This window comes from Streptomyces sp. NPDC006332 (assembly GCF_040612855.1).
In the GTDB taxonomy this organism is placed as follows: domain Bacteria; phylum Actinomycetota; class Actinomycetes; order Streptomycetales; family Streptomycetaceae; genus Streptomyces.
On the sequence record NZ_JBEXRA010000071.1, the window covers coordinates 1 to 25,515 of the forward strand.

Genomic DNA, 25,515 nt, shown 5'->3' on the forward strand with positions numbered 1-25,515 from the left:
CCCCGGATCCGGTTGGCAGGCCCCGCGACGGCAAGCCCCGGGGACGGCAGGCTTCGAGATGTCGGCACACACGCCGGCCGAACCGCCGCTGAGTCTTTTCCTGAGTCGTAAGCAACCTGTGATGGATGGTCTTCCTTCATCCGGGGCGCTCACTGTTCGCCCCATATGATCGGATCACCTCCATTCATATCACCCGCTATGCAGGACCGTTCGGATTAATTTCAGGGGCTACTCGGCCGTAAGAGTGTCATCCGCTTGATCAGACGGGTTACTGCTGATGCAACATCGGTTCTGTCCCTTCTGTTGAAGAGGAATGTGAGTCGACAGCGCGCCTCGGAGAGAATGTGAGTGGTGTGATCATTTTTCCGCGTTGCCCGGAGACCGGGAAAGCATCATTTCGCACTGAATCCGAGGCCAGGACCTGGCTGATCAAGCAGCCACTGCTGGACAGGATCCCGGACCGTATCTACCGATGCTCGGAGTGTCGGTACTGGCACTTCACCGGATCCCATCACCTGACCAGTCAGAAGATCAAGTTGCAGCGAAACCACGGCAGGCGTGAAGCCGCCTCCCGGCGTAACGGGAGGCGGAACAGGCACTGAACCGCCCCATCGGCACGTCAGTCCTGGCCGCGGTACGTAACGGCCGGTTCCCTAATATTCCGGGCCGGCTTTTCCCACTTCCCTGATGAGAAAGACGACGAGATTGCGACAGAACCTGAGCAAGGGAATGGTCGTGACCGCCGCCGCGACGAGCATCCTGTCCCTGTGCGTCACCCCGGTGTTCGCGGACTCGGCCTCCGAGGGGCCCCCAGGGGGATCGCTGAGCGCTGTGTCCGGCACGTCTGCTGACCCCTACGACGACAGCGGCGGCAGCGGCTACGGCGATGACGACCAGTCAGGCGATGACGCCGCATCAAGCGTCAGCGGCGGCTACGGCGATGACGCCGAGTCAGGCCTCGACGACGGATACGGCGATGCCGGCGGCTACGAGGACGACGGCGGCTATGGCCAGGACTCGGACGAGCCCGGCGGCTACGGTGACACACCGCCCGAGCCCCCGAAAACCCCCACCACGCCACGCGTGGCACCGCCTCCCCCCAATCCCCCGGGGACGTCGGTGGCACCGGCCACCCCGCCCCCCGTCCGGGTGGCGACGCCACCTTCCCCACCCCCGACGAAGCCGCCCACCCTCGCCGAGACCGGCCCCAGGGAGAACGCGTTGGCCGCCTCGGGACTGGCAGCTCTGCTGCTGACCAGCGGCACCATCCTGTATCGACGAGGCCGAGCCGGCTTCTCTCGATAGCGCTCCGTCCGGGTGCCGGACCAAGCGAGTCCGGCACCCGGCACCAGCCGGTCAGAGGGGCGTTTTCCACGGTGCCGCGGTGCGACCCCGGCCCAGCGGTACCGGGACCTTCCCGACAGTCGGCGCGGTGAGCAGTCGGCGGCGTACCCCTCGTACGAGTGTCGCAGCCGTGAAGGTCGCGCCGTGGACGAACCGCATGGACGGGCCGAAGGCGGAGGCGGTCAGCAGACCCGACAGGAACAGGCCCGGGTGCGAGGACTCGAAGTCACGCCCCACCGCGGGGGAACCGTCGGTGGTCGTCGCCAGGCTCCGGCGCAGCTCGGGGGAGAGCAGACCGAGCCGGTCCACCGTCGCCCGGAACCCCGTGGCCGCGATCACGTGCTCGGTCTCCAGGGAGCGCGTCTCCCCAGTCCGGCTCACCGTCTCCAGACGGACACCGCCCGGCACCGCACGCGCCACGGTGACCTCGTGGCCGAGCAGCATCTCCACCGGCTCGACCCGGTCCCGTACCCACCAGGCGCCCGCCGGTCCGAGTGCGGTGGCCGCGATGCCGACCCGGGTCGGCTCGGGGAGGCGACGGAAGAGGTCCGGGCACTCGGCGTAGAACCAGTTGCGCCAGCCGCAGCCGAGGCCACTGTGCGGGGTGCGGGCCGACCGCCACCACGGACGCTGGGCAGGCGGCGGCACGTCGTTCCAGCGCAGCCGGTCCGCCCGCGCCACCACCCGTACCCGTGTGCCCTGTTCGGCGAGGAGCGCCGCGGTCTCCAGGGCCGCCTGGCCGCCGCCGATCACCGTGACGTCCTTGCCCCGGAAACGGCCGAGGTCACTGTGGTGACTGCTGTGCGTGACGAGGGCGGGGTGCAGGCCGCGCAGCGGCGACGGCATCTGGGCGAAGGGCAGCACGCCGACCGCCAACACCACCGTCCGGGCCCGCAGCACCTCCCCGTCCTCGGTGACCGCCTCGAAACCGGCCGGGCGGGCCACCACCCCGCTCACCATGCGCTCGTCCACCTCCGGCACGGTGTTGCGCGCGAACCACAGGCCGTACGCCGCGAACGTCTCCACCGGGATCGGCTCCGCGTGACGCGCCACCAGGCCCCGGGTCGCGCAGTACGCGTCCAGGCGCCAACGACCGTCCGGATCAGCGAGGTTGGAGGCCCACGGCTCCGACTTCAGGAACATGCCGCGGGGCATGTGGGCCCGCCAGGACGCCATGGGCCGCCCGAGGATCCGCAGGTTCAGCCCTGCGGCCGCCGCGTGTGACGCGATGGACAGGCCGTACGGGCCGGCGCCCACCACCAGCAAGTCGTACATCAGTGACTTCTCGCGTTCTCTTCGTCGGACAGGGACGGTGCGCCCGCCTGGCGGCCCACCCGGGCCGGCCCGGGCGCGGACGGGACCGCGCGCAGCCGCTCTCGCAACCGGCGGGTCACATGACGGAACCACAGGGCCCGCATCGCCCGGCCGGGAGCCCGGTCGTCCGGGGCGTGCCAGGCCAGTTCGCGTCCGCGGGGCGCGGGCCGCAGCGCGGCGAGCGGTGCGTAGTTCTCCACCACGAACGACCGCCCCACCATCGGCGCCCCCGCCGGGAGCTGCCGGTGGGTCAGGTCGAGGTGCAGGGCGCGGACGACGTCCAGTCCGGCCGTGTCGGAGAAGAGCCGGAACTGGGCACCGGGACGCGGGTTGAAGTCGAGCAGGTGGTAGCTGCCCGTCGTGCCACACAGCCGGAAGTCGAGGTCGAAGATCCCGCGGTAGCCCAACTCGCCGGTGAGCCGCTCGGCGAGCGCCCGCACCTGCGGGTTGTCCGTCCAGCGGCCCACCACGGTCAGGCCCGCCCCGCGCGGCCAGGCCCGCTGCTTGCGCCCCGGACCGCCCGCCCGCACGGCGCAGGAGCGGTCGGCGTATCCGTGGAAGAACCAGTCGCGGTCCCGGCCCGGCGGCAGATACGCCTGCAGCAGCAGCGGGCTGCCGGCCTCCTCAACGCGCAGATACAGCGCCCGCGCCTGCTCCACGGACTTCACCAGCACCGTGCTGTGCAGTCCGCTCCCCGAAGGCAGCAGCCAGGGCCGGCTCCACTTCGCCACCATCGGCAGACCCAGATGCCGGGCCGCGTCGACGGCCCGCGCCAGGCTGTCCGGGACCAGCGTCACCGGGTGCGGGATGCCCACCGACGCGCATACGCGGGCCAGTTCGGCCTTGTCGGCGACACGTTCGGGCAGTGCGCCTGGCGTGGCGGGCAGCAGATAAGAGGGGGCGAGTTCCTCGCGCATACGGCACACGGCGACCGCGCTCGCGTCGTCCATCGGGACCAGGACGGCGGGACGCGCGACCCGCTCGGCAACCCGGCGCAGCACGTCGGCGATCTCGCCGGGGGACGCCCCGGGCGGCGGCGGGGGGTGCATTTCACGGACGAAGCGCGAACTGGTCACGGGACTTCCCGTGGAATCGGCGACCACATGCACCTCCACCCCCGCTCTGCCGAGCGAGCGCACGGCGCCGAGCGTTCCGTGGTGAAAGGGATTCCGGTCGATCCGCAGCAGAACGGCGGGAACGCGGGTGTCGAGCAGTGGCACAGGCTTCATTCCTTCGGATCGGCTCACCCTTACAGGGGAGCGAGGTACTCGAAAGCCGTAAGGCCGGTGGCGATATTCCATTTTGTGTGACTAACTTCATGTGACTGGTTGTCAGTAGACCGACGACAAAGGCAGAAGAACATCAGCGGCACAATCAGCGGCAGAAGCAGAAAAAAGGCAGAGGACAGCGCGAGAGCGGGGAGAGAAGCAGGCATGGTTCCACAGCATCGCCGGGCCCGGACCAGGCGGCTGACGGTCGTCGCCGCGGCAGTCGCCCTCTCCACCACGCTGGCCTCCGGCGCCAGCTTCGCGGGGATGCCACCGCTCCCCGATCCCTACGCTCCGACTCCGGTCCTCCCGGCCCCCATGGCGCAGACGGCGCCCGCGGCGACCGAGCCGGCCACGCCGCAGGCACCGCCGGAGGCCGTACTCAGCCCGGCGCCCCAGGAGGCCGCGCTCCCCCCGGCATCGCAGGAAACCGCGTTCCCCCCGGCAGCGCAGCAGCCCGTGCTCACACCGGCAACCGCCGACCCCTCCCGCATCGAGCCACCGCAGCCGGGCGCTTCGGTCCCTTCCTCCGGCGTGCAGACGGCCCCGGTACCCGGCGAGCAGAGCCCCGCGTTCGGTGCCTTCCTCGACTCCGGAACCCCGGGCGTCGCGCGCATGTCGAGACTCAGCCGGTGGCTGGGCGGTGCCGAACTGCGCGTCGGGCACAGCTATCTGCCCGGCGACCGCTGGAGCAACATCGAGGGCGCTCCCGACTTCCTCGACGGGTGGGCGCGCTGGCGCAAGGCGAAGGACGACCGGATGTTCGTCCTCAACGTGCCCATGCTGGAGCGCAACGAGGAGGGCGTCTCCGACGGCGAGGTCGCGTGGCTGCTGCGGGAGGGCGCCGACGGACGCTTCGATCAGCACTTCCGCGCCCTCGGCGAGCGGCTGGTGGCCTTGGGCGTGCCGGACACGGTCCTGGTGCTCGGCTGGGAGATGAACGGCACGACCTACACCCATCGCTGCGGGCCCGACCCGGAGGCCTGGAAGACGTACTGGAACAACATCGTCAACGCCATGCGTTCGGTGCCGGGCCAGGAATTCCGGTTCGATTTCACGCCGAGCCGCGGCCGGGACGCGATTCCCTGGACGGAGTGCTATCCGGGGGACGACACCGTAGACATCATCGGCATGGACGCGTACGACCAGCCGCGGGGAATTTCGTTCGACGAACAGGTGACGGAGCCCTACGGACTTCAAGCGCATGTGGACTTCGCACAATCCCACAACAAGCCTATTTCCTATCCAGAATGGGGGCTCTTCCGCAATGGCGACAACGCCGAGTACATGCGGCGGATGCTCGCCTGGATCGATGAACACAAGCCGCTGTACAACACGTTGACCGACTACTGTCCGCACGGTGTCTGGCAGTGCCCGGCCAACCCCGGTTCCTCCCAGGTCTATCAATCCGTCCTCTTCGGCCGAACCGACGAACCGGCGACGCTGCCCGCCCCCACCGCACCTCCCGCGTCATTGCGTCCGCTGGGCTGTTCGCCGCTGCGCCTCGGTGACTGGGCCGAGTTCTGGCTCCGCCGCCAGGCGTGCCTGCCTCTCGACAGGTGGTCGAGGACCCGGTAGCGCTCGCCGGTGACGGCGGGTCCTGGGGGACCGCCGTCACCGGTCCACTCCTGGACGCGACTCAGCAACTCCTTGCCCCGCCGACGCGCGGCCACGTCGCCGATCACCGCCGACATCAACGGGGCGGTGCGTCGCCGGGCCAGCAGCAGCCGCTGGTTGGCGACGGGTTCGGGACGCCAGTGGTGCTTGTAGGGCTCGTCGCCGCGCAACAGGCTGAGCGTGCCCGGTCCGCCGGTCGCCGAGTGCTGGGTGCACGCGTCGAGGAGCATCACCGCCACGTCCGCCTTGCGTTCCCGCAGGCGCGGATGGGCGCCGTACAGGTACCCGCCCGTGAGCCGCGGCGACCGCAGCGTGAGGTCCACGGCCACCACCTCGTCGTCGAGCCGGAATTCGGTGACCACCGCGTCGCCGGAGCGCGCCATCGGTCCCACCGAACGCACCAGGTGCTCGCAGAAACGCGTCTGCAGATGCTCCGACGTCACCCTCCTGCCCTGCCACTGCAGCCGGTGCAGTTCGAGCAGCCGCTCAAGTGCCGCCCCGACCTGGTCCGGTGCCACGACGTGCCGCTCCACGCCGAGTGACCGCAGCTTGCGCAGCTTGGCGCGGGCACGCTGGGCCTTGCCGGACGGCAGCCGCGACAGCAACTCGTCCATGGGCACGGCGGGCAGCTCCAGACACAGCGAGTCCGGCATCCGTCGGCGCGGCCCGCTCCAGCGGTCGTAGACGTGCTCGACCGCGCTGCCCGGCCGCACCTCACGGAAGTCGATCAGCGCGGTGCGGGCCGCGGCCGACAGTGCCTGGGCGAGGACGGTGGCCGCCCCCTCCGTCCGGCTGTCGTCGATGAGGACGTCCCCGTAGTCGGAGATGGGCCCGCCCAGCGGTACCAGCGTGGGAACCGGGACACGCCGGAGCATCAGCGGTGCGGCGGCGACGAGTTCGGCGCCCTCGCGCACGAGCACCAGCCGCAGTCGGCCGGGTTTGCCGTACGACAGCCACCACGAGTGCAGCCAGGCGTGGTTCTGGAACGGGGTCGCCGCGCCGCACCGCTCGTACAGCCGCCCCCAGTCAGGGGCCACCTCGGCGAAGGCACGGGGGTCGGTGACGAGTTCCGTCGTGTACGTCACCGTCACCGCTGTCCGTGCACATCGGCGGCGGAGGCCGGGCCGGGCACCGAGGCGGGGCGGGACAGGTGGTCGTCCTCGGTCCGCCGCGGCCGTACGAGCAGCGCCAGACCGCCGAGCAGCCCGCCCGCGCTGGTGCCGACCAGAGCGGTCACCACCGGTGACGCGGACGTCGGGTCGGTCGGCCGCACCGCTCGTGAGAACAGCACGAGTTCGACGTGGGTGGTGTTCTTGGTCGCGTTGGCGTGCCGGGTCAGCGCGCGGGTGACCGCGTTGGCCATGTCGGCGGCGAGGCCGGGGCGCGGGGAGGTGGCCGATACGGCGACCATCGGGGCGTCCGGCGAGGTGACGGTCCGCACGCTCCGCCGCAGCGTCGGGACCGGCACTCTGGCCCAGGTCTGCGCGTCCCCGAGCACCGCCAGCTGCGTGGCGGCACGGCCGTACGCCTGGGCGAAACCGAGTGCGGAGGCCGGGTCGGACTTCGAGGTCGGTACCGCGACGACATAGCTGGTCGCCGTGTACGTAGGGTCCTTGAGCGTCCCGTAGGTGCCGCCGACCAGGCCGCCGGCGAGCGCGCCGGCCGCGAGCAGCGACCAGGGCCGCAGGATTCCGGTGCGGCCCAGGGGGCCGGGCTGCCGGTGGAGTCGGGCGTGGTTGTCGGTCATGACGAACTGGCTCCCTGGGGTGAGGGGGGCGATGATCTGGACAGTGCCGTCGCGTACACGTTCATGAGCCGGGCGGCACTGCGGGTGATGTGGTAGCGGTGGGCGGCGTCCGGCGCCGTACGCGGCCGCGGCCCGCCCGCGCGCACCCCGGCCACGGCACGGGCGTACGCCTCCGGGCCGCCGCGCACCCGCCGGGCACCGGTGGTTGCCTGCGGGGGGAGTTCCTCGATCGCCGGGCAGGAGCCGTAGAGCACGGGCAGCCCCGACGCCAGGGCCTCGACGACCGCCAGCCCGAAGGACTCGTCCTCGGAGGGGGAGGCGAGCAGGTCCATGGCGAAGGTGAGGGAGGGCAGGTCGGGGCCGGGGGAGCCGTCGGGGACGTAGGGGCGTTCGCCGGTGAACAGGACGCGGTCGGCGACGTGGGCCTCGTACGCCGTGCGGCGCAGGACGCTCTCCTCCGGGCCGCCGCCGACCAGCAACAGCCAGTGGTCGTCCGGCAGTCGGGTCATCGCCTGGATCAGGACGTCGAAGCGCTTGCCCGCGCTGAGCCGGCCGATCGCGCCGACGACGTAGGCGTCCTCCGGCAGGCCGAGGCGTCGGCGGGTGTGGTGGCGCCGGGACGGGTCGAAGCGGAAACGGGTCACGTCGATGCCGTTGGGGACGACCTCGATGCGCGGGGAGGGCACGCCCCAGCGGCGGAGACGGTCGGCGACCGCGGGGGAGACGGCGACCGTGGCGGAACCGAGGCGCTCGCTGGCGAGGTAGAGCGCGCGGACCCCCGCCGTCAGCTTCCGGCCTTCCATCTGGGAGTCGCCGAGGGAGTGTTCGGTGGCGACCACGGCCCGGACGCCGGCCAGGCGGGCGGCCAGCCGGCCGTAGACGCAGGCGCGGTAGAGGTGGGTGTGCACCAGGTCGTAGCCGCCCGCGCGGATCAGGCGGACCAGGCGGGGCAGCGCCGACAGGTCGCGGTTGCCGTCCATGCCCAGGTGGTGCACGCGGACGCCGTCGGCGATCAGGCCGTCGGCCACGCTGCCCGGGTTGGTGAGGGCCACCACCTCGCAGTCGGCGGTGAGGTGCCGCAGCAGCAGCCGGAGCTGCTGTTCGGCGCCGCCGACACCGAGGCCGGTGATGATGTGCAGAACCTTCATGGTCACAGGCCCTCTACGGGGCGTCGGCGCAGTCGGTGCAGCTTGTGCTTGAGGTGCAGCCGCCAGGCGGTGTCGTTCTGGCCGATGTGCAGACGGGGCAGGGCGTGCGGGCCGGTCAGGGGCCCGGGGTCGATGGCGCAGGCGTAGCGGTACCCGGCCTCGCGCACGGCGGTGACGGCGCGCTCGTCGACCGTGCCGTACGGGTAGCAGAAGCTGTCGACGGGCGCGCCGATGAGCTCCGCCAGTTGTGTCCTGCTGTCGGTGACCTCGGCGTGCAGGGTGGTGTCGTCGGCCCGGGTGAGATCGACGTGCGTCAGACCGTGCGAGCCGATCTCCACGCCCGCCGAGGCCGCGCGTCGGATGCCGTCGGCGGTCATCAGCGGCTTGCGCGGGCCGAGCGGGTCCCAGGAGTTGACGCCGCCGAGCCGCCCGGGCAGGACGAAGAGGGTGGCACCGCAGTTCCATCGGTGCAGCGCCGGAAGGGCGTGGTCGAGGAAGTCGGCGTATCCGTCGTCGAAGGTGAGCCCGACCAGGTCCCGCCCCTCGCCCCGGGCGCGGGCGGCGAACAGCTCGCGCAGGGACACGCCGCGCAGCCCGCGTCGGCGCAGCCAGGCCAGCTGCCCTCCCAGCCGCTCGGGTGTGACCGTGATGCGGTACGGGTCGTCGGAGCAGTCGCCCACGGAGTGGTACATCGCCACCCATGGGATGGGGCCGGGCCGTGCAGCGGGGCGGCTGTCGGTACCGGCGGATTCAACTGGAGCGACCATGCCTCAGCCTTCGTGTGACGGTGCGTACGGAATGAAGCGCGGACGTGCAGCCCTGGATCTCCAGGGCCAGGCCGAGCACGAGGAAGACGGCGGCAACGGTCACGCATCCGGCCGCGAGGCCCACCACCTGGGACTGGGGCGTGCCCGCGGCGACCGTCCCCGCGGCGGTCGCGACCCCCGCCGTCAGCACCAGCCCGCTCAGTTCCGACAGCACCTGTCGGGTGCGGATCGGGACCCCGCGCGAGCCGCTGTACCGCGCGGCTCTCGCACGCGCCTTCGGCCTGCGGTGAGCGGCCCGGTGGCGGCCCCGGGAACCCCGCCCGCGGCGCGCGGGCGGATTCGGTGCGGTCTCCGCGCCCGGCCCTTGGCGCCTTCGCGCTCCGCGGGCGCCCGCCTGCCCCCTCGGTGTGCCCCTCGGCGTGCCCTTCGGTGTGCCCTTCGGGCCGACGAGCAGCAGCGCGGCCGTGACGGTGATGCCGGCGGCGTTGGCGGTGGCGATCCCCGACACGCCCCAGGAGCCCACCGTCCCCGCCCCGATCCAGAAGGTCGCGCCGAGGCCCGCTGCCATCGCGACGGTCGGATACCAGGCGGGCCGGCCCGCCGAGAAGTACGAGCGCATCAAAACCCCCACCAGGGTCTGGCCGAGCAGTCCGAGGGCGTAGACGCGCATGACGCCCGCCGTCACCGCCGTGTCCTGCGCGGTGAAGGCGCCCCGTTGGAAGAGGATCGCGATGATCTGCGGGGCGCAGGCGATCACCACGGCCGCGCCGGCGAGCACCATGCAGGACGCCAGTGCCAGGTCCCGCTCGACGCGGGCACGGGCCCGTTCCAGGTCGCCGTCGGCGAGCGCCCGCGTCACCACCGGGAAGGTGACCGTGCACAGCATCAGCGAGAGGGTCATCGGGATCTGAGCCACCTTCTGCGCGTAGTTGAGGTACGAGATGGCCCCGGCCGGAAGGGTGGAGGCGAGGAAGCGTTCGATCAGCACCTGGGACTGGCGGCACATGGCGAAGACGAGAACGGCACTGATCAGCCCCAGGTTCTTCGGGGGCGCGTCGACCGCGACCCCGCTGGGAGCGGACGGGTGACTCCTCAACTGGCGCCACAGGGACGGTAGTTGCACCGCCACCATCAGGACGCCGCCCACCGCCACCCCGGCCGCCGCCGCGCGCACGCCCCAAGTGCCGCCGAGCAGGAACATCGTGGTGATGATGCCGGTGTTGTACGCCACGTAGATCGCGGCCGGCGGCAGGAAGCGGCGGTGCGCGCGCAGTGCCGCGCTGCAGTACCCGGCGAGCCCGAAACTCAGGACACAGGTCGCCGTCAGCCGGATGCAGTCGGCGGCGAGGCGCGGATCGGGCAGGCCGGGCGCCAGGGCCTCGACCAGGTAGGGGGCCGCGCCGATGATGAGCGCGGACACGGCGACGAAGCAGAGCAACAGCCGGGGCAGGGTGCTGGCGACCAGGGAACGGACCGGGTCGCCGGCGGCCCCCTGAGCGCGCCGGACCAGGGCGAAGCTGAACGCCGGGATCAGCGCCATGGCCAGCCCGTCCTCGATGAGCAGCGTGGCGGCGAACTCCGGCACGGTCCACGCGACCAGGAAGGCGTCCGTCTCGGTGCCCGCCCCGAACAGCTGCGCAAGCGTCTGGTCCCGCATCAGGCCGAGCAGTGCCCCAGCGACCGACAGCGACGCCGTGATCAGGGTCGCCTTGGCGAGGAACCTCCGGGTGGGCGCGGTGAGGTCGGTGCCGTCCACGGGCGGCGCGGTGGCCCGCGCCGGGGGTGCGCCGACCGTGTCGGCCCCGCGCCCCGCAGCCCGCGGCGTCACGGTCATCGAGCCACGGCCCTCTCGACGCCCGCGTCCACCGGAGCCGGCGTCCCGGTCTCCGCCTCGCCGCTCCCGGCCAGCGCCCACCACGCCACCAGCCCGAAGCACACGCCGGTCAGCACGGTGGAGGGGCCGCCGATGTCGGCGTACAGGAAGTCGGTGAGCTTCCAGATCAGCAACCCGCAGGCGACGAGCCCGCAGTCGAGTCCGTGCGCCCCCTGCCTGCGTGTCCGCACCAACGCCCGCAGCCCGCAGACCAGCAGGGCCAGCCAGCTCCCGGCGAGGGCCAGCAGCCCGAACAGGCCCTGCTCGCTGAGCACCAGCAGATACATGTTGTGCGGTGACAGCAGGGGTTGCCTCCGGTACCCGGCCCCCGCGCCCTCCGTGTCGCTGAACGACGACAGCGCCGGTGAGGCGTACGCGTCCCGGTATTCGGGGAAGCCCTTCAACCCGACGCCGGTCAGCGGGTGTTCGCGCCACATGTCGGTCGCGGCCGCCCACATCGTGTAACGGTCGACGACGGACTGGTCGGGGGAGTCGGCGACCTGGCTGATGCTGTCGATCCGCTCCTGCAGCAGCGCCGTACCGACACCGAGGCCGCCCACCAGCACCACGCCCGCGGCGACCACGACCGCGGTCACCTTGAGGGCGCGTCGCAGCCCGGCCAGCGCCAGTTGCGCCGTGCAGGTCACCGCCGTCGCGATCCACGCGCCCCGGCTGAACGACACCGCCAGCGGCAGCAGCAGCGCCAGCGCGCACAGCGCGGCGACGGTCCGCTGCCGTACGGACGTCCGCCCCAGTGCGAGGCCCAGCGCGCACACCAGGCCGATGGCGACCACCGTCGCCATGCCCATCACGTCCTGCGGCCCGAACGTGCCGACCGCCCGGATCGGCTCGCCCTGGTACGAGGCGCCGGTCCGGGTGACGTACTGGTGCACCCCGACGGCCCCCTGCACGAACGCGATCCCCACGAACGACCAGGTCAGCAGCCGGAAGTCGCCCCGGTCGCGGATCAGCAACAGGACCGCCGCCGGGACGAGCACGAAGATCTGCAGATAGCGGACCAGTCCGGCGGCCCCGGCTCCGGGCGCGTACGATCCCGCGGCGGCCAGGGCCAGCCCGACGACCGGCAGGCCCAGCACCACGGCGGCCGTACGCGACAGGTCCCGCCGCCCGTCCCGTACGAGACGGATCGCGCAGTACAGCACCACGAGCCCGGACACCGCGTCGGCGGGCCCCGGGCCGGCGTCGCCGTTCGGGGACAGCGGCACCGCCAGCAGGATGAGCACGGCCACCACGGGCAGCACCGGCGTCACAAGGATGCCCCGGCGCGCCAGCAGCGTCAGTGCGAGGCTCACCGGCTCTCAGCTCCCCGTCGGGCGCACGAACGTGGCCGCGGTGCGCAACAGGATGCACACGTCCTGCCACAACGACCAGTCGTCGATGTAGACGTTGTCGAACCGGCAGCGGTCCTCGATGGACGTGTCGCCGCGCAGCCCATGGATCTGGGCGAGGCCGGTGATGCCGGTCCGTGAGCGGTGACGGGCCGCGTAACCGGGGTGGGTCCGGCTGAACTGCGCGACGTAGTAAGGGCGTTCGGGCCGTGGTCCGACCAGGCTCATGTCGCCCCGGAGCACGTTCCACAGCTGGAGCAGTTCATCGAGCGAGGTGCGCCGCAACATGCGGCAGAACCAGCTCATCTCGTGTTCGTTGGCCACGCTCCACCGGGTCGCAGCCTCATGCTCGTCGACCGGGCGGTGCGTGCGGAACTTCAGCAGGGTGAAGGGCTCCCCGCCCTTGCCGACGCGCTCCTGACGGAACACCACGCCCGGCCCGTCGGTGATCCGCAGCGCCACCGCGCAGACCAGCAACAGGGGGCTGACCAGCAGCAACAGCGTCCCCGACACCAGGACATCCAGGATCCGCTTGCCCGCGCTGCCGCGGTGCGTCGCGGACATCTCCAGACGCCGGCAGGGGAATCCGGCCAGCCGTTCCTGGGTCGCGTACGACGGGGATTCCGCATCGAGCTCCCACACCACGCAGCCCCGCTCGGCCAGCGCGCGCAGCAGCCGTCCCTGCTGGGCCCGCACGGAGGGGTGGACGGCCAGCACGGTCCGCACGCCGTTCTGCACGACCGCCCGCTCGACCTCCGCACCGGTCGTCAGGACCGGCAGTCCCTCGGCGCCGTCCTGCCGTTCGGCCACGACCCCCACCGGCCGCACTCCGCACTGCGGATGGCGCAGCACGGCGGCGGCCACGCGCTGCGCGGTCGCCGCCGGACCGATGACGAGCGCGGCGTGCGGATGGCGCAGCAGCGCCGCGCGCCACCTCGCGTGCACGGTGCCGCGCAGCGCGCAACCCGCCGCCGCCTGCACGACGAAGCCCACCAGCAAGTCGCGCGCGGACAGCGCCTGATCCGGCCGGTACGCCGCCACGAGCGTCGCGAGGGCGAGCCAGGCCAGCGCGGTCCGGCCGCAGACGGTGGGCAGTTCGTCCAGGGCCCCCGGCGGCGACGGGCGGGTGCGGTGCGGTCGCAGCACCAGCGACGCGGCCACCAGGAGGGCCGAGGGGAGCGGACGGAACTGAGTCACGGCCAGGGTGGCGGCGCCCAGCAGGGCGGCCGTGCCGTCCGCGACGAGCAGGGACATCGGCGGGGCCGGCCGGGCGGGCGGCCTGCGGGGGGTGAAACGTAGACCCGGTGCGGCGCCGCGAGGCGGCATCATCGCGACGGGCGGGAGTGGGTGATCCCGGGTTTCTGCGCCGGGGGAGGACAGGGCGCTTTCCGCGGTCACGAGTGGATCGACTCCCTAGGCTCTGGGGGCACGACACCTGGTGCGGGCCGCAGGCTGATCAGGTCGCGATAGACGTCCGTGACCGCCTCGGCGGTGTGCCGCACGTCGTGCGAGGACAGGACGTACCGGCGCCCCTGGCGGCCGAGCGACTCGCGCAGCCGCGGGTCGAGCAGTAATTCGGTGACGGCCCTGGCCAGCGCCGCCGGGTTCTCGGGCGGCACCAGGCAGCGGGCGGCCAGCGCGGGAGGCAGGCTCTCGCGGGCACCGTCGACGTCGCTGACCACCACGGGCCGCTCGCAGGCCATCGCCTCCAGCGGGGCCAGCGCCATGCCCTCCCAACGGGACGGCAGAACCACGAGATCGGCCGCCCGGTACCAGGGGGCCGCGTCGGTGACGGCTCCCACGAACAGCACGGACTCCGGCGCCCTCACCCGCAGCCGGTCGCGGTCCGGCCCGTCGCCGACCAGGACGAGACGCGCGCCGGGCGCCCGGCCGGCGACGGCGTCCCACGCCGCCAGCAGGACGTCCTGCCCCTTCTGCCGGCACAGCCGCCCGACGCAGACCACGAGCGGCGCGCCGGGATCGACCGCGTGCAACGGGCTCAGTCCGGCCCGCGCGGTGCCGACCGGGGCGGGGCCGAAGCGCCGCAGGTCGACGCCGTTGGGGATGACACTCCACCGTCCACTGATCCCGGCACGCTCACCGGTCGTGCGCTCCGCCTCGCTCACGCACACCGTGCGGGAGGCCCAGCGTGCCCCCCACCGCTCCCACGCCAGCGCGAGCGCCGAGGTGGCCCCGCCGACGGCCTCGAAGGACCAGGCGTGAGGCTGGAACACGGTGGGGATGCGCCCCCGCACGGCCAGCCGCCCGGCGAGCCCCGCCTTCGCGCTGTGCGCGTGCACCAGATCGGGGCACACCTCGTCGATCACTCGTGCGAGGTGTCGTACCTCCCGCACGAGTGACGGACCCGGTGACCGCGTGGCGTGCCAGTGCCGTACGTCCGCGCCCAGCGGCCGGAGTTCGGCGCTGAGCGCCCCGTCGGGGCAGACCACCGTGACGGCCAGACCGGCCGCGAGTTGCTGCCGTACCAGGTCCGTCACGACGCGGGCGACCCCGCCGTTCACGGGCTGGGTGAGGTGAAGGACACGCGATCGAGAGTCGGACGGTGGCGGATGCATGTGCGATGTCCTCGGCTCACGCTGGCACTCGGAACGGGGGGAACGCGTCTCACCGCTTGGCGTCGACGGCGACGAAGAGCACGCCGGTCCAAGCCGCGTCCCGCTGCGAAACGAGCCGGAAGGCCAGGTGGTCACCGCCGTGCCGCAGTCCCGGCTTGAGGTCGAAGACGTCGGAGTCGTAGCCGAGGGTGCCGTTGTAGGCGGGCACGCGCTGCGACTGCACCTTCCCGGGCTCGCTGATCGTGGAGTTCAGGACGTCGTCGCGGGGGTTGCCGGCGTTGGTGAGGGCGGTCACCGTGGTGCGTCGGGGCGCGGGGGCGGAACGTACGTGGGTGGTCGTGAGGGTGAGGGAGTCGCCCTTCGCGCCGCGGTCACCGTCGTAGGTCACCAGGCCCGCACGGCCGCCCGCGTTCTTCGGGAAACGCAGCCCGGGCAGCCGGACCTCCTGCGCCGTGCCGGACTTCAGCGCGTCGAAGCCGTCCCAGACGGCGAGGTGCCGCAGCGGCGACTTCGCGTTCTCGTACGCCACCACCAGCGTCCAGCCACCCCACGCGCCGGCCTTCGACTTGCCCTTCGCCACGTTGACCTGCGCCACGGTGTACACACCCGGCCCGCTCTCCCGGACCAGCTTCGTGACGTTCGCCGAGGCCTGGAAGGCGTCCGCGCCATGCGCCGCGCGGTGGCCGACGACCGTGTCCGCGAGGACCTCCCGGTACTCCCCGCCCTGTTCGGCGATCAGCACCCGCCCGTTGTCCTTGGGCAGCTTCTGCTCGCCGACGCGCAGGTTGCCGCCCCAGTACAGGCGGGCGTAGCTGACCCGTGAGCCCTTGGGCAGACGGACCTCGGCCCCGGAGGAGTTGTAGGTGTTCGGGTCCTTGTCGACATCGACGTAGGCCATGTCGAAGTCGCCGTTCACTCCGGCCATGCCCTCACGCGCGGCCGGGCAGGAGCGCGTCGGCGACGGCGCGAATCCGCGGGCCTCCTGCGGCGTACGGCAGCTGATGGAGACGTTGGCCGCGCGGACGATGCCGCCGTGCTGGAGCGCGTGGTAGCGCTGGGCGAATGCGACACGGCCCGCCTCCGGCGACGGCGGTGCGACGGGCGTGACCGCCAGGGCACCGGAGGGAGCCCAGATGCCGGCGAGGGCGAGGGCGCCCACGGTCGCACGGCGCACCAGGGGGGCTAGGGAATTACGCATGACGGCGTTGCCCTTTCGGGAAAGGTTCGGTGTTTCAGAGGGGCCAGCACGAAGGCGAGGGGCGCGCGACATCGGCGCGCCGGAAGCCCGCGCCACTCTAGCCGCTATCGGCGGTAATCATGTTAAGCCCGGCAAGTGTGTTGGATCGGTGAAGTCGGATTTTTCCGAAATTGTCTTATCGGTATGGGTGAGGCGGAAATGCGGGCGGGTCGGAGCCGGCGGCGGTGCGGCGGCGGTATCTGGTCAACCGCCGCTTCCGGGCGGTCACCTGAGATGACGTCACCCAGTTGGCCCAGCAGCTGAAGCACCTGAACGAGGTCCTTCAGAGAGGTTTCGGGGATCTCATATGAGGACTCGGCATCTTTCCCGCGCAGGGTTTCCGGACCGGTCGGCGCTCGTTGTGCACGGCGTCAGAAATTCTCTCCGGCGACTCGGGTCGTCGAAGAAAGGAACACGATGAAGTCTCTGAAGGCTGCCGCTGTCCTTACCGGGTCCCTGGTCCTCGCCGGTGCCGCGCCAGCGTTCGCCCTCAGTGCGACCGACCTGGCGCACGAGAGCCTCAACGAAGCGGTGACCACCCTCAACAACGGGCCCGTGCACGTGCAGCCGCTCGAGTCGTCGGATGCGCTCGACGTCAAGAAGAAGAAGGAGCTGCTGCTGAAGGCGGTCAACCGCTCGAGCACGGCTCTCAGTAACGGCACCCCGCTGGTGGGTGGCCTGCCGCTGCAGGGCTGACAACCACTCCGGACGCGATGCCTGCCGCCTCCTGATTCGCAGCGCTTCTGGCATTTCCCGGTGGTACGTGGCAGAGGGCCGATTCCGCGCCGAGCGGAGTCGGCCCTCTGCGTTGCGATTCCGCGCGGAGGGGAGCCGGCCCTCTGCGTTGCGATTCCGCGCGGAGGGGAGCCGGCCCTCTGCGTTGCCTGCCGGATGTCCGTGCTCGCCCGTACCGGTCCCACCCGCCAGCAGTACCGACCGCCGCACCGTGAACCCCTCTTTCGTGTGGTTATCTCGACGCGAGTGGCTCTTTCGAGTGAGAGAAAGTCCGAGTGTGTACCGGAACGTCAGTAGGGTGCCGCGGTGACCTCAACCACCAGCGAAACGCCCTCCGACGTCCTGATGGTCGGTTTCGCCTCCGTCGCCGTCTCACAACCCCCTTGCGCGCCATGGCCCGTGGGCGGTCGTCGAGGTCCGGTCAGGGGGAAGCCATGACCGGATCGGCGAACAGCACGACGCCTCGCTCCGCGAGTTCCACGGCCCTCTCCACGGAGGCCGACTCCACGAGGCCCGCCGCCGACTCCCCGACACTCCGGGTCGACGCCTCGCCCTTGACCGCGCCCCCGTGCCCCACTCCCGTCGTCACCTCCCCGAAGTCCGCCAGGCGGAGGCTGCTCCTGCGGGGGCTGGTCGCGTCCGCGGCCGGTGCGACGCTCGCCCCGGTCCTGGCCGCGCTGCTCTCGCAGGACGACCCGGGGTTCGACGAGACGTATCGCGGACGGCGCATCGTCGGAGGCAGACACGACGACCCGCGGGCCGGGGACGACACCTCCGACGCGTGGCACGTCACCGTGGACGGCCGGCCACTGCACCTGATGCGGCGCGTGGACGGCAGTTGGATGACCATGATCGACCATTACCAGTCGTATCCGACACCGCTCGCCGCGGCGCGCGCGGCCGTCGACGAACTCGGCACCGCACGGTTGGGCGTGTGGGACTCAAGCGGCGCCCACACGGGTGACAGCGGTACGCCGAGCGGCGGCCGGGGAACACAGGGGGGCCATCAGCATGGTGTACACGCGTAAGGACGTCAGCAAGCTCACGCCGTCCGAGCGGCGCCGGTTCGTCGCCGCGCTCATCGAGGTCAAACGCCGCGGTGAGTACGACGACTTCGTGCGCATGCACATCAAGTACTACGTCCCCGACGGTGAGGGCGGCCTGCGCGCGGCCCACATGACCCCCTCCTTCCTGCCGTGGCACCGCAGGTTGCTGCTGGGCATGGAGCGGGCGCTGCGCCGCGTGGACGACTCGGTGACCCTGCCGTACTGGGACTGGACGCGCGACCGCACCTCGACGGCCGTCCCGTGGACCGACGACCTGCTCGGCGGCACCGGTCGACGCTCCGACCGGCAGGTCATGACCGGCCCCTTCGCCTACCAGCACGGCAACTGGCCCATCAAGGAAAGCTTCACCGACGCCGACTACCTCATGCGGGACCTGGGCCGCCCCCGGGACCCCATCTCCCTGCCCACACCCGCTGATCTGGAGACCGCCCTCGCGGATCCGGTCTACGACACGGCCCCCTGGAACTCCGTCTCCACCAAAGGGTTCCGCAACAGGCTGGAGGGGTGGGGGCAGGGGCGCGCCCCCCTGTCGTGGCGCAACCACAACCGGGTCCACCGATGGGTCGGCGGCCACATGGCGGGCGGCGCCTCCGTCAACGACCCGGTCTTCTGGATGCACCACGCCTTCGTCGACCTCGTGTGGTCCCGCTGGCAGCGGCGCCATCGCGACGCCCGCTATCTCCCCAAGAACCCTCCCGGCCAGGGCGACCCCCAGCGCGGCCGGATCATCGCGCGACACGAGAAGATGCCGCCGTGGGGCGTGACACCCGCGGAAATGGAGGACCACAGCTCCATCTACCGGTACGCGTAGGTCCTGGAGACGGCCTTCGAACGTGCGGCGTGACGTCGTGCAGATCACTCAAAAGGTGCGTGTGGGCGCCGCGTGGTGGTGACGGCGTACGACGTCAAGATGGGCAGGATCCTCACGCACGTCTGGTGACAGCTGGACAGCCCCGGAGTCCCCTGATCGTCGGGGGAGGGACCGGGGCTTCCGCGTTTCGTATGTGCGGCCGCCCTGCAGGTACACCTCCCCGGTCGCCACGGGCGGACGTATGCTGCGCCCGAAGATCGTGAGGTGAGGAGGACCGTACGTCATGGCGACGGATGCCCAACTGCCGTACTTGCGCCGCTGCGTGGAGCTGGCGGCCGAGGCACTGGCGAAGGGGGACGAGCCGTTCGGTTCGGTGCTGGTGGGCGCTGACGGCCTGGTGCTCGCCGAGGGCCACAACGAGGTGGCCTCTGGAGACCACACCCGGCACCCCGAGTTCGAGCTGGCCCGCTGGTCCGCCGCCCACCTGACGCCCGAGCAGCGGACGGCCGCGACCGTCTACACCTCCGGCGAGCACTGCCCGATGTGCGCGGCCGCGCACGCCTGGGTTGGCCTCGGGCGCATCGTGTACGTAGCCTCTTCCGAGCAACTAGCAGCGTGGCTTGGCGAGTTGGGGGTGCCGGCACCTCCAGTGCGACCTCTGCCAGTCAACCAGGTAGCTCCTGGTGTGGTGGTGGAGGGTCCGGTCCCGGAATTGGTGCCGGAGGTCCGCGAACTGCACCGCACATTCCACGGTGCGAGGCGGCGCGACTAGCTCTTGATCACTGAGATTCAACGTGGGGCATGCGTCACGCGGCCGACGGAGCCTCGATGGGTCTTCTGATCCGAAGCTCTGGATGGATCGGTCAGTCACGGTCATACAGGCCGCACTGCTCGGTGTTGGCCGGTGGCGTCCGCATCCGTCGGTGTCAGTTGTTGATGTCAGCCGACCGACTTCTTCCTCCCGGGAGTGTCAGTGGCTGGTGACAGACTCCATCGGCATGAGCGATCAGGTGCGTTTAAGAGACGTCGGACAGGCCGATCTGGAGCAGTTCTTCGCGCAGGAGCACGATCCCGAAGCCGTCCAGCGGTCGAAGTTCCCACCCCGGGAACGGGAAGCCTTCATGACCCACTGGACGACGAAAATCCTTGGGGACCCCACCGTCTTCGTGCAGGCCGTCACCGTCGACGGAGAACTGGCGGGCAATGTGGTGGCGTGGTGGGGCGAGGGCCGGCGCTTCATCGGATACTGGCTCGGCAGGCAGTACTGGGGACGGGGTATCGGTACGCAGGCACTGGCGCTGTTCCTGGAGCGGGAGAAGGCCCGTCCCCTGCACGCCGACCCCTTTGTGGGGAACACCGGCTCGGTGCGTCTGCTGGAGAAACACGGCTTCCGGCGAACCGAGACGGTTCGGTACGGCGAGCATGAGCACATCATGCTGGTGCTCGACGAGGACCCCGCCTGAGCCCCCCACTACCCCGGCTTCATCCCGTCCGCCGTCGATCCACACACCGTGGAGCGGGCGTGGTTCCTGGCGTCCAGGCGGAGCGCGCTACTGTACGAACGACCTGGACGCCAGGGTCCGCTTCTGCTCGGCTCTGCCGGGGTCGACGGTGGACGGGATGGGAGCACCCCACGCACGCCCCTACGGGCCCGTGGCCGGTAACGCGGTCCGGGAGGAGCTGGTTCAGCGCAACGTAGCGAAGCTGGTGCAGGTGCGGACTCCGCGGTACCGCGTCGGCCGGTGCCTGTCCGTCGCTGAAGCGAAGAAGCTCCTGGACGATGTGCGCGACGACCGGCGGGCGACGTGGCACTACCGGTCGTGCGGGTTCTCGGGCCGGGTGACGGGCACGATGGTGATCAAGTCGTCGAGGCCCTTGAAGTCGTCGGGGTTGGTGGTGAAGAGGGGGAGCCCCTCGGCGGCCGCGACGGCGGCGATCATCAGGTCGGCCACACGGCGACGGGGCTTGCGGCCTGCGGAGACGACCGCGGCGCAGATTCTGCCGTAGATGCGGGCCGCCTCCACGTCGAAGGGGATGGGGTCGAATTCGTTCTCGGCGCGCTGCAGGACGTCCATGCGGCGGGCCCGCTCCACGTGTTCGTCGTAGTCGCTCTGTTCGCCGCCGCGCACCTGGTGGGGGCCAGCGGAGAGTTCCGCGAGGGTGATGGCGCTGATGGCCATCTCGGCAGGTAGCTCGTCGGCGTCGATCCACTTGCGCAGGATCATGATGTTGGTGTCGAGCAGGCCCTGCTCGTGCTCAACGGGCATACGGGTCGTCCAACTCCTGCTCGACGACGGCATCCTGGTCGTCACGGAAGGCGTCCAGCGAGATGTCAGGGGCGGTACGTGACATGGCCGCGAACTCGGCACGGGGAACGAAGCGGCGACGGCGGCGGAGCGGGATCAGCTCGCCGATATGGTGCCCGTCGCGGGTGACGGTGAACGCCTGTCCTCCCTGGACGGCGTCCATGATCTCTTTGGAGCGGGTGCGCAGATCGCGCTGTGTGATCTCCGGCTGCGCTGTCATGCTGTCCACGATAACGAAGTGTGCTACCCGGTGCTACAGCGTTACCCACGATCGCGGAGAGGCGCGGGCGCCTGCTCGCAGAGCGATGTGCATCTGAATATGAAACAGCCCCTCACGCGTTTCCGCAGGTGAAAGGCAGGTGGCGCCCCCGGCAGGACTCGAACCTGCGGCCAAGCGCTTAGAAGGCGCTTGGTGTGATCGCCAGCGCATCCCTGCTGACCTGGTGCTCCACGGACGCTGAGCGCGATAGATCGGCGCCTTCGACACGTATTCGACAGGGGGCGCCAACGTCCACTTTCAGAACTGCTCGTAGTAGTCGCCAAGGCAGCCATCACAGATCGACGGCTCCTTGTCGGGAGGCACGAACTCACCGCACGCCTCGCATAGGCGCCAGTTGGTGTACTCGGTAGTGCATCCGAAGCAGATGTCCGCACCGGCCCTCTTGTTCTGTGCCACGCTGGCGCCGATGACGACGGTGTGTGTGTTGCACCTCGGACAGAGGGACAGCTTGTCGCTCGCGGCGTACCCATCCTCCGCGTACCACTGCGCCGCCTCATAGGGAGTGAAGTCCATCAGGCAGAAGCGGCAGGTTGGGTCATCACCGAGGACGACTGACCATTGTTGGCACTCCGGACATTGCACCGTGTGGCCGGCCAGGGGTTGCAGCTCCTTCTCCAGTCGCTGGGATCGTTGCTTGACGAGTGCCTTGACCTCACCCAGGCGGGCGCGGAGCTGGTGCATGGTGTTCAATACGTAAGGGCCTTCGCTGGTCAGTTTGGGCCACAGTTCCTCGTGGATGAAGGTCAGCAGGAAGTCGAGCACCACGGCGGCTTGGGCTTCGACCGCGTAGACGCTGCCCGTGTGCCCTAGGTGCGTGAGTGCATTGCGGGTGTCGGCCAGGTTATCGATGGCCTGCCTCTGCTCCTTCGTGATCTGCAGGGCGACGATGTTGTTCAGTCGGTCAACGGCACCGAGAACGGAGCAACTGTTGAAGCTGCCCTTCTCGTAGTCGCTCCTCTTCGCCTTGTTCAGGTCGCTGAAGACAAGGCTCCAGTGTTCGCGGATCAGTCGGGCCTTGAGTAGCACCTCGACGGCCGCCTGCAGGTGAAGAACCGCATATTTCAAATCCCGTGCGCCCGGCTCGCCGTTGCGCTGGCTCAGGTGGTCGAAAGCGCTGAGCAGGAAATCCATGCCGTTGCGCACGGGCGTGAAATCCATGTCCCGCCGCCGGCGCACCACCCGACGCTTCTGTTGGGCGTCCTGCTCGTCGCTGTTGCGCTGATCGGTCACCTGAGTCCCCCCGGCCTCGCTCACGGCTCCCCCCGGTGTGTAACTACGTCCGACGGCGGCTCTTCACGGGCCTGTGCTGGCTCTCACAGGCCCGTGAAGAGCACTCCCAGCAGTCTGACGCGGGAAGGTCCTCGGTGGGGTAGAAACGCGATGGTTCGTCAGCCTCGCTCACATATAGGCAGCGTCTTTGGCAGCGGACAGTCACAACATTCCGTCACAGCAACGGCTCCGGAGGGCGTTTCGGTCCTAGGGACAGTGGCTGGTCAGGGCCCTCACCGGCGCTGGGTTAGGCCGCTCCTGTCCACAGATTGTCCATGGTGCGCTGACCACCGCTTGGGAGTTCGAGGCCGGCTTCATGTGGCTGGGAAATGTCGAGGCTCGGCGGACTCTGTAGCACAGGACGCAGAGGTTGTCCTCAGCGGCCATCCGATGTTCCCTGGAGATCATACGGTCACCGGCAGCAGAGAAGGGCCCCGATAACATGATTCCAGCAATTTCCTGGGATAAAGAGCCCGCGCGAGCATGGACGGTATTGGGGCAACTCCATAGGCGTCAGCAAGAGCAGCATACTGCTTCCGTAGCAACTCGGCTCAGTTTGAAGAAAAAATACAGAAGAGACTGGAAGGCCAAAATGCGGGCCCGAGGGGTTCCTTTGCGGCCCGGAGAGATTCCTCCCGATTTTCTGAAGCTTAAGCAGGAGTACATAGAAGCGCGAGAAAAGACGCGGTGTGTTACGCCGTTTCTTCTCGCATTTTTGTTTGCTCAACCAGACAGCGAAGAGATTCGTACGCTCGCAGCGCGCGGCGGATATTTCGACCATAGAACGGGGGATACCTGGGATCTGTTCTTCCCTGGTTACTACATCTCAACGAGCGGGAGCAGCTTTGAGCGTCAGACAGGGGCTCGACCTTTGTGTGGCCCTGATGATCTAGCCCGTGGTGAGAATTCAGGAGAATGGTACTTCGACCCTAAGGCCTTTAATGATCTGCGCAGGAAGGTCGAATTGCAATCCGATCGCCGCTGGAAGTATTCTGGCGAGACGGATCTAGTTCTTGTTAACGGATACATGCCCGAGCTCGGCGAAATTACGATTGACTGGAGCTCTACGATTTCAGGTCGGATAGACCATCGTGATCGTACCGCCGGGCTTACCCTGTCTGGAGCCATCGAGCGAATAACCGGGGACTTGGAAAGTAAGATAGAGGATCAATCCTACGGAGTCCCTGAAATAGTCCTTCCGCATCTCGCCGCGGCAGAGCCCTCCACCATGCGCGATTTCGTATTAAACGCTCTCGCTGGAATAGTCTCGACGCTCCTATCAAAGGCTGCAGGACTCTGATTTCTTCATGTCCCGATTCAGTCTTCGGTTCGGGTAGCCATGGGGGGTAACCCGCTGGGTCGGCGTCAGGTGTCAAGGAAGTCCCAGTCTTCCCCGAGAACCACCTGAGCGCAGAGAGCTTTCCATGGACGGAGCCCCAGCCCCAGTCATCCCACGGGCCGACGTTGTCCTCGCCATAACGTTGATCAATATCAAGCATGGCGGCGTTCATATGCTCTTCAAGTTCAGGGTTCAGTGGCTCATGTGGCCGTCTTCGACGCTTGCGCCAAGCTGCCCCTCGATGCGAACTACGGGCGGGGTGGTCGCTGAGGTCTCCCGACCTGATCGGAGGGATGGTAGCGGCTCGGGACGTTCACCTGCGGTCACCACGGTTGCTGTACTTCGCTGCTGTACCGCAGCGGCTTCGAAGCCTCCTATGACCCCACACACTCAAAGCAGCAGCTCCATTGGAGTCCCACCGCCGACCTGAAAAACGGGTCGCGATCCTGGGGATGACGAACACCGGCTCGGGTCATAGGGTCACCCGAGGGTTACCACGCGGTCGGCCGACCTCACGCTATGAAGATGCGCCCGACTGCCCGCGCCAGGGGACGGGACATGATTGAGCAGTCAGTGGCACTCATCAGCGCGGCAAGTGCGCTCGCTGGCGTAGCAGTAACCGGGGGGTTCACACTGCTCAAGGGTCGCCAAGAGCGGTTAGACAAAGAGATCGATCGTGAGGAGCAACGACGTGTCATGCATCGTGAAGCTCGCCGCGACGCTTACTCACAGTTTCTAAGCGCCTACCACGAGACAGCTCGCGGGTTCCAAGAGGTCAAGAAGCTTGTCCCTCCGGCGCATGTGGATGATCCCGCAGGTGATGAAATGGATGACTTGGAAGCGGCGATCATTGCCCTCCAAGAGGCCGGTTCCAACGTCACCCTTGAAGGGCCGCCGCAGGTCCAGTTTGCCGCTGATGAGCTCGTCGAAGCATGTCGGGACCTCAATCTTGAATACACCAGGCTATGTGCGGCTAAATGCGGACAAACGCAGCGCTTGTACTTCTATGACTCGCCCGATCGAGATCAAGCAGACGTACGACTGAGACGGGCCTACCGAAGCTTCCAGGAGCAGGCTCGAAGCGCTCTTGGTGGTGACTCTCCCGGTTGGGCCTGACACGCAAGGTTGGCGTAGCGACTTTGACCGGGAGCCGCTTTGGCGCGAGTGATCATGGCCCCATAAGCTTCCGGCACGTCTGGCAGTCTGTTGACCTGCTCACCCCGGCCTACCGCCTCCCCCTTCATCAACCCACCACCCTCCCCAGCTCCCATCCCGTCCGCCGTCGACCCACACACCGTGGAGCTGGCGTGGTTCATGGCGTCCAGGTGGAGCGCGCCACTGTACGAACGACCTGGACGCCATGGGCCGCGTCTGCTCGGCTCTGCCTGGGTCGATGGTGGATGGGATGGGAGCACCCCGCGCACGCCACTACGTGCCCGCGGGCGGAAACGGCGCCCCCCCATCCCGG

Annotated in this window: 22 protein-coding genes, 1 tRNA gene and 1 pseudogene; 9 read left to right on the forward strand and 15 right to left on the reverse strand. The window is 69.6% G+C overall.

Features of this window, described 5'->3' with window-relative positions; translation table 11 throughout:
- Window positions 1–729 precede the first annotated feature (729 nt).
- Window positions 730–1,305, forward strand: coding sequence for a hypothetical protein (locus ABZ027_RS38445; protein ID WP_356776929.1), 576 nt, complete (start codon window positions 730–732; stop codon window positions 1,303–1,305).
- A 51-nt stretch (window positions 1,306–1,356) separates the two neighbouring features.
- Here ABZ027_RS38445 and ABZ027_RS38450 read toward each other — a convergent pair whose 3' ends face one another.
- Both ABZ027_RS38450 and ABZ027_RS38455 read right to left on the reverse strand, forming a co-directional pair.
- On the reverse strand, window positions 1,357–2,619 hold the full coding sequence (locus ABZ027_RS38450) for an NAD(P)-binding domain-containing protein (protein WP_356776856.1): 1,263 nt from the start codon (window positions 2,617–2,619) through the stop codon (window positions 1,357–1,359).
- Entirely contained in the window at window positions 2,619–3,878 is a 1,260-nt protein-coding gene (locus tag ABZ027_RS38455; protein WP_356776858.1) for an ATP-grasp domain-containing protein, read from the reverse strand. The genes ABZ027_RS38450 and ABZ027_RS38455 overlap by 1 nt, the downstream gene beginning before the upstream one ends.
- A 213-nt stretch (window positions 3,879–4,091) precedes the next feature.
- Between ABZ027_RS38455 and ABZ027_RS38460 the strand changes: the two genes are divergently transcribed.
- Window positions 4,092–5,504 carry a glycosyl hydrolase gene (locus tag ABZ027_RS38460; RefSeq protein WP_356776860.1) on the forward strand — a complete coding sequence of 471 codons (1,413 nt, stop codon included), beginning with the start codon at window positions 4,092–4,094 and terminating at the stop codon, window positions 5,502–5,504.
- A 32-nt stretch (window positions 5,505–5,536) separates the two neighbouring features.
- Here ABZ027_RS38460 and ABZ027_RS38465 read toward each other — a convergent pair.
- From ABZ027_RS38465 to ABZ027_RS38505, 9 genes and pseudogenes are all read right to left on the reverse strand, one after another.
- Window positions 5,537–6,628 (reverse strand): annotated as a pseudogene (locus ABZ027_RS38465) (GNAT family N-acetyltransferase); the annotation flags it as partial.
- Window positions 6,629–6,630: 2 nt separating this feature from the next.
- A complete protein-coding gene (locus tag ABZ027_RS38470) occupies window positions 6,631–7,290 on the reverse strand; it encodes a lipopolysaccharide biosynthesis protein (RefSeq protein WP_356776862.1) in 660 nt (219 codons plus the stop codon).
- Window positions 7,287–8,438 (reverse strand): glycosyltransferase, encoded by a 1,152-nt coding sequence (locus ABZ027_RS38475; RefSeq protein WP_356776864.1) that lies wholly within the window; start codon window positions 8,436–8,438, stop codon window positions 7,287–7,289. The genes ABZ027_RS38470 and ABZ027_RS38475 overlap by 4 nt, the downstream gene beginning before the upstream one ends.
- Before the next feature lie 2 nt (window positions 8,439–8,440).
- Window positions 8,441–9,205, reverse strand: coding sequence for a polysaccharide deacetylase family protein (locus ABZ027_RS38480; RefSeq protein WP_356776866.1), 765 nt, complete (start codon window positions 9,203–9,205; stop codon window positions 8,441–8,443).
- Complete coding sequence (locus ABZ027_RS38485; RefSeq protein WP_356776868.1) at window positions 9,189–11,039, reverse strand: lipid II flippase MurJ; 1,851 nt, start codon at window positions 11,037–11,039, stop codon at window positions 9,189–9,191. The genes ABZ027_RS38480 and ABZ027_RS38485 overlap by 17 nt, the downstream gene beginning before the upstream one ends.
- The gene (locus ABZ027_RS38490; RefSeq protein WP_356776870.1) at window positions 11,036–12,391 is read right to left on the reverse strand and encodes an O-antigen ligase family protein; all 1,356 of its coding nucleotides are present in this window, start codon (window positions 12,389–12,391) and stop codon (window positions 11,036–11,038) included. Before ABZ027_RS38490 ends, ABZ027_RS38485 begins: the two co-directional genes overlap by 4 nt.
- 6 nt (window positions 12,392–12,397) lie before the next feature.
- A complete protein-coding gene (locus ABZ027_RS38495) occupies window positions 12,398–13,825 on the reverse strand; it encodes an exopolysaccharide biosynthesis polyprenyl glycosylphosphotransferase (RefSeq protein WP_356776872.1) in 1,428 nt (475 codons plus the stop codon).
- Window positions 13,822–15,003: a glycosyltransferase gene (locus ABZ027_RS38500; RefSeq protein WP_356776874.1), complete on the reverse strand. Its 1,182-nt coding sequence runs from the start codon at window positions 15,001–15,003 to the stop codon at window positions 13,822–13,824. Before ABZ027_RS38500 ends, ABZ027_RS38495 begins: the two co-directional genes overlap by 4 nt.
- A 49-nt stretch (window positions 15,004–15,052) precedes the next feature.
- Window positions 15,053–16,201, reverse strand: coding sequence for a DUF3344 domain-containing protein (locus ABZ027_RS38505; protein ID WP_356776876.1), 1,149 nt, complete (start codon window positions 16,199–16,201; stop codon window positions 15,053–15,055).
- A 456-nt stretch (window positions 16,202–16,657) separates the two neighbouring features.
- On the opposite strand from ABZ027_RS38505, the gene ABZ027_RS38510 reads away from it, so the two are divergent.
- From ABZ027_RS38510 to ABZ027_RS38530, 5 genes are all read left to right on the forward strand, one after another.
- The gene (locus ABZ027_RS38510; RefSeq protein ID WP_356776878.1) at window positions 16,658–16,936 is read left to right on the forward strand and encodes a hypothetical protein; all 279 of its coding nucleotides are present in this window, start codon (window positions 16,658–16,660) and stop codon (window positions 16,934–16,936) included.
- Window positions 16,937–17,409: 473 nt separating this feature from the next.
- Window positions 17,410–18,003, forward strand: a complete 594-nt coding sequence (locus ABZ027_RS38515) for a tyrosinase family oxidase copper chaperone (protein ID WP_356776880.1) — start codon at window positions 17,410–17,412, stop codon at window positions 18,001–18,003.
- Window positions 17,987–18,853, forward strand: a complete 867-nt coding sequence (locus tag ABZ027_RS38520; RefSeq protein ID WP_356776882.1) for a tyrosinase family protein — start codon at window positions 17,987–17,989, stop codon at window positions 18,851–18,853. Before ABZ027_RS38515 ends, ABZ027_RS38520 begins: the two co-directional genes overlap by 17 nt.
- Before the next feature lie 283 nt (window positions 18,854–19,136).
- Window positions 19,137–19,625, forward strand: coding sequence for a nucleoside deaminase (locus ABZ027_RS38525; RefSeq protein ID WP_356776884.1), 489 nt, complete (start codon window positions 19,137–19,139; stop codon window positions 19,623–19,625).
- A gap of 226 nt (window positions 19,626–19,851) precedes the next feature.
- On the forward strand, window positions 19,852–20,316 hold the full coding sequence (locus tag ABZ027_RS38530; RefSeq protein WP_356776886.1) for a GNAT family N-acetyltransferase: 465 nt from the start codon (window positions 19,852–19,854) through the stop codon (window positions 20,314–20,316).
- A gap of 348 nt (window positions 20,317–20,664) precedes the next feature.
- On the opposite strand, the gene ABZ027_RS38535 is transcribed toward ABZ027_RS38530, so the two are convergent.
- From ABZ027_RS38535 to ABZ027_RS38550, 4 genes are all read right to left on the reverse strand, one after another.
- Complete coding sequence (locus tag ABZ027_RS38535) at window positions 20,665–21,120, reverse strand: type II toxin-antitoxin system VapC family toxin (protein WP_356776888.1); 456 nt, start codon at window positions 21,118–21,120, stop codon at window positions 20,665–20,667.
- Complete coding sequence (locus ABZ027_RS38540; protein ID WP_356776890.1) at window positions 21,110–21,379, reverse strand: prevent-host-death protein; 270 nt, start codon at window positions 21,377–21,379, stop codon at window positions 21,110–21,112. Before ABZ027_RS38540 ends, ABZ027_RS38535 begins: the two co-directional genes overlap by 11 nt.
- 140 nt (window positions 21,380–21,519) lie before the next feature.
- Window positions 21,520–21,617: transfer RNA gene (locus ABZ027_RS38545), tRNA-Arg, on the reverse strand.
- Window positions 21,618–21,676: 59 nt separating this feature from the next.
- A complete protein-coding gene (locus tag ABZ027_RS38550; RefSeq protein WP_356776892.1) occupies window positions 21,677–22,669 on the reverse strand; it encodes a hypothetical protein in 993 nt (330 codons plus the stop codon).
- Between the two features lie 481 nt (window positions 22,670–23,150).
- On the opposite strand from ABZ027_RS38550, the gene ABZ027_RS38555 reads away from it, so the two are divergent.
- Together ABZ027_RS38555 and ABZ027_RS38560 are read left to right on the forward strand one after the other, a co-directional pair.
- On the forward strand, window positions 23,151–24,008 hold the full coding sequence (locus ABZ027_RS38555) for a hypothetical protein (RefSeq protein ID WP_356776894.1): 858 nt from the start codon (window positions 23,151–23,153) through the stop codon (window positions 24,006–24,008).
- Window positions 24,009–24,605: 597 nt separating this feature from the next.
- Window positions 24,606–25,163: a hypothetical protein gene (locus ABZ027_RS38560; RefSeq protein ID WP_356776896.1), complete on the forward strand. Its 558-nt coding sequence runs from the start codon at window positions 24,606–24,608 to the stop codon at window positions 25,161–25,163.
- The last annotated feature ends 352 nt before the right edge of the window (window positions 25,164–25,515 follow it).